This is a genomic window from uncultured Gimesia sp., from assembly GCF_963976445.1.
Lineage (GTDB): Bacteria > Planctomycetota > Planctomycetia > Planctomycetales > Planctomycetaceae > Gimesia.
The window spans coordinates 301,751-307,886 of the sequence record NZ_CAXBKP010000005.1 but is presented as its reverse complement, the minus strand read 5'-3'; the positions used below and the strand labels follow the sequence as shown (position 1 = coordinate 307,886).

General features: G+C 47.8%; 6 protein-coding genes. All 6 read left to right on the top strand.

Translation table 11 applies throughout. The features are described 5' to 3' along the window. Window positions 1-32: 32 nt before the first annotated feature. The 6 genes from AAC022_RS08340 to AAC022_RS08315 all read left to right on the top strand — a co-directional run bounded on the left by AAC022_RS08340 (window position 33) and on the right by AAC022_RS08315 (window position 6,117). A complete protein-coding gene (locus tag AAC022_RS08340; protein ID WP_339730044.1) occupies window positions 33-848 on the top strand; it encodes an FHA domain-containing protein in 816 nt (271 codons plus the stop codon). Window positions 849-1,183: 335 nt separating this feature from the next. Next, window positions 1,184-1,396 carry a hypothetical protein gene (locus tag AAC022_RS08335; protein ID WP_339730042.1) on the top strand — a complete coding sequence of 71 codons (213 nt, stop codon included), beginning with the start codon at window positions 1,184-1,186 and terminating at the stop codon, window positions 1,394-1,396. 794 nt (window positions 1,397-2,190) lie between these two features. Continuing rightward, window positions 2,191-2,748: an RNA polymerase sigma factor gene (locus tag AAC022_RS08330; RefSeq protein WP_339730040.1), complete on the top strand. Its 558-nt coding sequence runs from the start codon at window positions 2,191-2,193 to the stop codon at window positions 2,746-2,748. Then, window positions 2,735-3,445: a hypothetical protein gene (locus tag AAC022_RS08325; protein ID WP_339730038.1), complete on the top strand. Its 711-nt coding sequence runs from the start codon at window positions 2,735-2,737 to the stop codon at window positions 3,443-3,445. The genes AAC022_RS08330 and AAC022_RS08325 overlap by 14 nt, the downstream gene beginning before the upstream one ends. 74 nt (window positions 3,446-3,519) lie before the next feature. Further along, on the top strand, window positions 3,520-5,343 hold the full coding sequence (locus AAC022_RS08320; RefSeq protein ID WP_339730036.1) for a DUF3352 domain-containing protein: 1,824 nt from the start codon (window positions 3,520-3,522) through the stop codon (window positions 5,341-5,343). A 456-nt stretch (window positions 5,344-5,799) separates the two neighbouring features. After that, window positions 5,800-6,117 carry a hypothetical protein gene (locus AAC022_RS08315; RefSeq protein ID WP_339730034.1) on the top strand — a complete coding sequence of 106 codons (318 nt, stop codon included), beginning with the start codon at window positions 5,800-5,802 and terminating at the stop codon, window positions 6,115-6,117. The last annotated feature ends 19 nt before the right edge of the window (window positions 6,118-6,136 follow it).

Sequence of the window (6,136 nt, the reverse complement as noted above, 5' to 3'; positions counted from 1 at the left end):
GTTCTGTATGAAACCTATGGAGTGAACGATTTATGTTGCAGCTTTCGTTGAAGGTAATTGGCGGTCGTCATGATGGAAAACAAATTCCCATCAAAGGCAAAAAGTTCTTAATCGGCCGCGAAGAAGATTGTCACCTGCGCCCGAACAGCGACATGGTCAGTCGGCATCATTGTGTCTTCAGCGTTGATGAGTATAGCGTACGTTTGCGCGATTTCGGCAGTACGAATGGCACACTCGTCAATGACAAACGCATTAAGGGTGAGGTCCAACTCTCACACGGAGATAAAATCCAGATAGGTAAACTCGATTTTGAAATTCTGATTTCACATTCTGCCAATACAGAACAAGCACAAAACACGCCGGAAGCAGCAGCTCCCAGTGATGAAATTCTCACCGGGTCAGATACTGTCTTTGATATTCCCGTTCACAAACCGGAAGACGCGGCAGCGCCTGAAGTCACTCCTACTCCGGAAACACCTGCTCCTGCTAACCCCGAAGTCTACGAAGGAGATACCCAGATCCTGTCTGCTGAACAGCAGAAACAGGCACAGCAGGCTTACGAACAGGCAGCACAGCAGGCAGGCTATCCGCCGCAACAATACGGATATCCGCCACAGCAAATGCCACCGGGACAGCAATACCCCTACCCGATGCCGCCACAGTACTATCCGCAACAGGGATATCCACAGCAGCCGATGCCGGCATATCCACAACAGTACCAGATGCCGCCTCAAGGTTACCCTCAGCAGCCGCCACCTGAAGAACAGCAAGACGAGCCAGCGGCCCCTGAACTACCGCCGGTAACACTGCCGCCACCTGAAGAAACCGGCCTCAAAAAGAAAGAGTAATTGTGGCTACCTCTTCAAGTACGCCGTTCTCTCTCTGCATCGAATTGAATGATTCGACGTCACTCGATCTGACATTGGACAAGAACCGTTCGTTCGTCTTTTAGAAAACCGAATCCTGATATTGCCCACGGCATTCTCTGGGGTTCCCATTGCTTTTCTGAATTGCCTTTGCGAGAATCAAGGCTGAAGAAGATGGGGAGGGCGTAAGGTTTGATCCATGAAGTCCGTGGCCTGAATTCGGTGACGGATGACTGTTGATACGAACTCACGTCCAACTTGGAGTTTCAGTTTAATTTTGCGAACCATGATGCCAGAAAAAGAGGGAGACGCTTTCAGTGAATGATTCAGCCAACGCCAGCAGTGATATCCAGCGCCGGTACCGTGAGTTTCTCGATCTCCTGCCTCTTACCTTGTCACTGGCAGGGCTACCCGAAAGCGACCACGGCAAGTACTACACCGAAGAGCAGGTTGAAGCCCGGGCCTATACCATCAAGCATGCTTTCAAGCAAGCACGCATTCTGGCACGGGAGAGTATTAAAAAACAATAAAAACCAGCCGCTGCTCTGTATCTAAACCTGTTACAGATCTAAGTCGGGACGCTTCGCGGTACAAGCTGAATATTGCAATCGTAGAATTATAACGAGCCGAATTCATCAGAATCCAGCTCGTATTGCTGCTTGCAACAACCAAGGATTAACCCGGCCGCTGCCAATTCTACGGAGATCTCAAGAACATGATTTGTGATTCAAATCAAATGTAAACTAATTTACTCCTGAGTCACTGACCTCCGCTTCCAGTATTGTCTTTTCGTTATAAGTCGCTGGAAATATCTACTCAACCGCTAATGCCGATGGTTCATCAGGAACGCATCCCACTGCAGTTTTTCCCGAAACGTCGTGCGATGCTGTAATCACAACTGTTTTTTACCGGCACCGGCTTCGAACAAAGATTCCTGTAGCACATGTTAAAATCATAGAGAATGAACGTGTTTGCATGAGAATGCAGAACACAACCAAAACACTTAAGACCTATCCTCACAAATACTTATGAAACTTGCGTTCCGTAAGATCTGTCTATTTCATTTTCTTCGTGGATTAATCGCATTCACTTTTTCGCTCGGTATTTCTTTTGAAACAAAATATACCTTAGTACACACCCAGTCGCCTATTCCGAATTTTCTTGACCCCTTCTGAAACCTCTGCTCGAATTAATTGGTATATTTAATTGAATGGCCTGAGGTTTTGCTTCAAATTTCAGTAGTCCGCAATGCCGTTTCGATTGCAGTCAGAACAAGAATCCCTGCAATCGGCGGCTGCAATGAATGACATAACGGGATTTCTCCGTGAATGAAGAAGATGCGGCGCAAGTCCGAAGTTGCCTGGAAGGTAATACAGAGGAGATGCGCGCACTTGTGGCGCGATTTCAAAGTCCGATTTTTGGACTCTGCTATCGTATGCTCGGACATCGACAAGACGCCGAGGATGTGGCGCAGGAAGTCTTTGTGCGAGCCTTTCGCAGTCTTCATCAATGGGATCCCACCCGAACATTAAAACCCTGGTTATTGACAATCGCCGCCAATCGATGCCGAACATTCCTGAGTAAACGGTCCAAACGCCCCGTTCCCACAGAGTTTGCCTCCGAACTGGCAGTCAGTCAATCACCAGAACAACTGCAAGATCTTGGTGAAGAACTTCAGAAAGCCATCAACCTGTTACGCGAAGATCATCGCACGTGTTTTATTTTATTTCATCAGGATAATATGAGCTGTCAGGAAATCGGAGACATTTTGGAGAGACCGGAAGGGACCATCAAAACATGGTTGCACCGCTCCAGACAGGAACTGGCGTCAACATTAAGACAGCGTGGAATTGTACCAGAGGTCAGACATGAATCTCGTTGAATATCAATCAGAACTTGAAGGCATGATCGAAACTCGAAATTTTGATCAACGTACCAGACTGGAAAACCTGGCGAACTTATCGCCGGAGCACCAGAGAGTCTGGGAAGACTTCCTGATCGTCGAACATACCTTACCTGCTTGGAAACAGGATCTGCCGGAAATCGATCTGGTTGAGGCAGTCATGTCACAACTCGATGCTCCGGACCACACCAGACAGGAAACTACGCTGCCTGACAATACCCAGTCTCTGCCAGACAGAAACCCGCGATCATCTGCGCGATGGCTGTATGGTAGCCTGCTTACTACCGCGGCGTTGCTGATCGCCGTGTCTCTGAAATTCTCTGGGGATCAGCCTGAAGTGGTGCCCCCCCATTCCATCGCTACGAACACAGATATCATCCCAGCCCCGCAGACACCTGCCGTCAAAGCCCCAACTCCCAATCACAGTTTCAACCAGTTATTGCGTAACGCAGGCGCGGCATCCTGGGGACTGGCACAAAGTACTGCCGGCACGATGACCGAAGCCGTGAGTCTGGTTCCCGTCACACGTCCAGCTTCTGAAACAGATCACGTTGTGACTGATGATTCAAACTGGGTCGATGATATCAACCACGAAATGCAGCCACTGAAAGATCAGATCAGCCATGCCTGGAATTTCATTCTGCATTCCGTTCCCGAAGAATCAACGAGAATTTAAAAACACTCTGTTCCAAAATAAGATTTCATTTTCCTGATACCAACGTTTAAGACTTACCGGGAGTGCACCCAAGTATGCAGCCTATAAAACAATATCCCGCAAAACACCGCCAGCCTGTTATGAAATTAACAGTCCTTGTGACGGTTTTGGTATCAGTGATCTTTACTTCCGTTAGCAGAGTATCTGCCGCTGCTGATGCCCCGCTCAGCCAGCTGGTTGATAACAAGGCAGGCGTCTATGTCGAAGCCACCGATCTGAATGCGCATTTGAAACAATTTCTGGTTTCCCCTGTAGTGATCCGCTTTCAACAGACACAAGTCTTTCAGTCCTGGTTACAGAGTCAGGATGTGAAAAACCTCAAAAAGGGTTTGCACGATATTGAATCAGTCACGGAACAACGTCTGCTGCCACTGCTCAATAGCCTGTTTGGCGAATCGGTGGGGCTGGCCGTTTTTAACAATGGCCCCAAACAAAGCCCTTCCCTGCTCCTGTTAGCCAATGTCAAAGAGGCAAACACCACTAAAAAGCTGTTCGAAAGCTGGTTCAGAAAAACAGGCGTCGAGGTCACTTTGATAACCTATCAGGATGTGCCCTGCTTCATCGCCAGTCAATCGGCGGCTGCCTCTGATACAGCCCCCAAAATTTATTATACCTTTCTCGAACGCACGCTCGTGGTCACTGAGAATGAGCGGGTTCTGCAGTCGGCTGTCGATTTGTACGTGAAACAGACTCTCAAAAAACAGCCCCGGGATACTCAATCGAGCTTGTTCAATCTAAAAATCTATCAGCGGGCACAATCAAAATTGTCTCCGAATATGACTAGCTCGCTCTTTCTGAATCCACGCATCTGGGATGAACATATAAAACCGCCCAAAAACGAAGTCGAGCAAGGCGTCGTCAACTGGTGGCATAAAACGGAAGGCCTGATTGTTGGGCTGCATCTCAAAAATACCGTGGCGCTGGAAACCATCATCCTGTTCAATTCAGAAGCGATTAACCTGCCGTTACTGGATGTCTTGCGAATCCCGGCAGAGATACCAGAGAGATACACGCTGGTTCCCAAAAAGGCACTGGCAGTCCTCTGCGGCCAACTTAACGTTCATTTACTCACTCAGAGAATTGTCGACTTTTATGCGGATAAAAATCCGGAAAAATGGCAGAAGTTCCGTGCTGTCAGCATCGGCCTCCTGGGAGGCCTCGATCCGGTCACGGAATTCTCAAAAGCCCTCGGCCCAAATGTCCTCTTCTATTCGGTACCACGCAAAGAACTTTCCTTTGATGCGATTTCGTTCGACGGGCTGGTTGCCTTGCAGCTCGCGTCTCCCGGTCAGCCAGCAGTAGAGACAAGCAAGTCTCAATATCAGGCCGCCCTCGAAAATGTCGCAAATTTTTTGATGAATAGCATGCTGGCGCATCACAATGCTCACCTCAAACAGGATGTTTCCCCATCCGTCTTAAAAATGGAAGAGCATGACCTGTATCAAATGCGCTGGATTGACAGTCTCGGACCTTACCAACCTGCTTACGGAATCAATGAACAACAAATTGTGTTTGCCAGCTCGCCGGAACTGGTCAGAGAATTCTTCACTCTGAAATCGGAAGAAAGCCTCGCGGCGCTCCCCTTGTTCCAGACTTGGAAAGAAACATTTTTCCAGGAAGAAAAGCAACTGTGTTTCCTGAACATTTCTTCCATCAGAGCGTTCATCGATCAGAATTCTGACTTCCTGGCGGAGCAACTGGCGAAAGGACAAGGCGGCGACATTGAGAAAGGCCGCAAAAAGCTCTCCGGCTTAAAAAGCCTGCTCCAGTCTTTTGACGGGCTCTTCTTGGCAGCGGGGCTTCAGAAAACCCAGGTCCGTATCATCATGGGCTTAGGCTCTCTCGATTCGACGAACTAGTCTGAAGCCGAGGTGAGAATTGTGTTTTCATTCATTGCGCGTTGCTTTAGGTTTTGATCTCGCTACATGCGCTCCTCAAATCCCTGATTCTGTACACAATTCTGAACATCGCCTCGGAATCCCTACCCTAAAATCAGAACAATCGGGATAACTACGCAATCGGCAATGTCTCTTCCCCTTATCAGTGTTAATTATTTTAAACAAACCACCCAACCCGATTTAATGTGGGAATAATAGAGTAAGGTTAGCTCCACATTCTTTCCCTGGCCAGAAATTTTTTGGCATTGTGGATCAATTCTTCACAAATAATTGTGAAGCTGAAATTGAAGACGCAGGGATAACGATTGCAAATCAATATTATGTGGATCCAGTTTTACATTGGTTATTGATCGCTGTTCGTCCCATACAAACAATTTCAGGCAAACTTACTCCCCTCGAAAAAGGCAATATTTTAACATGGTAAAACAACTAGATCCCCCGTCAGAATTAGTCGTCGACCGTCGTCGTTCAGGCAGAAGAAACGCGACCACCAAAAAAGAAGCCATTCATGAAAAGCATGAAGTCGTCGATCAACGTAAAATAGAACGACGTCGGCAGATCGATCCCACAACGTGCGAACGCGACTATAGCGACCATGAAGTCGACTTCATGAAGGCTATGGACGACTACAAAAGACGTAGCGGCCGTCAATTTCCTACTTGGAGTGAAGTGCTCGAAGTATTGCACAGCATGGGATACCGTAAAGTAGCAGAACCAACCGACATTTGCCTGTAGAGATTCATTTCTCAAAGGT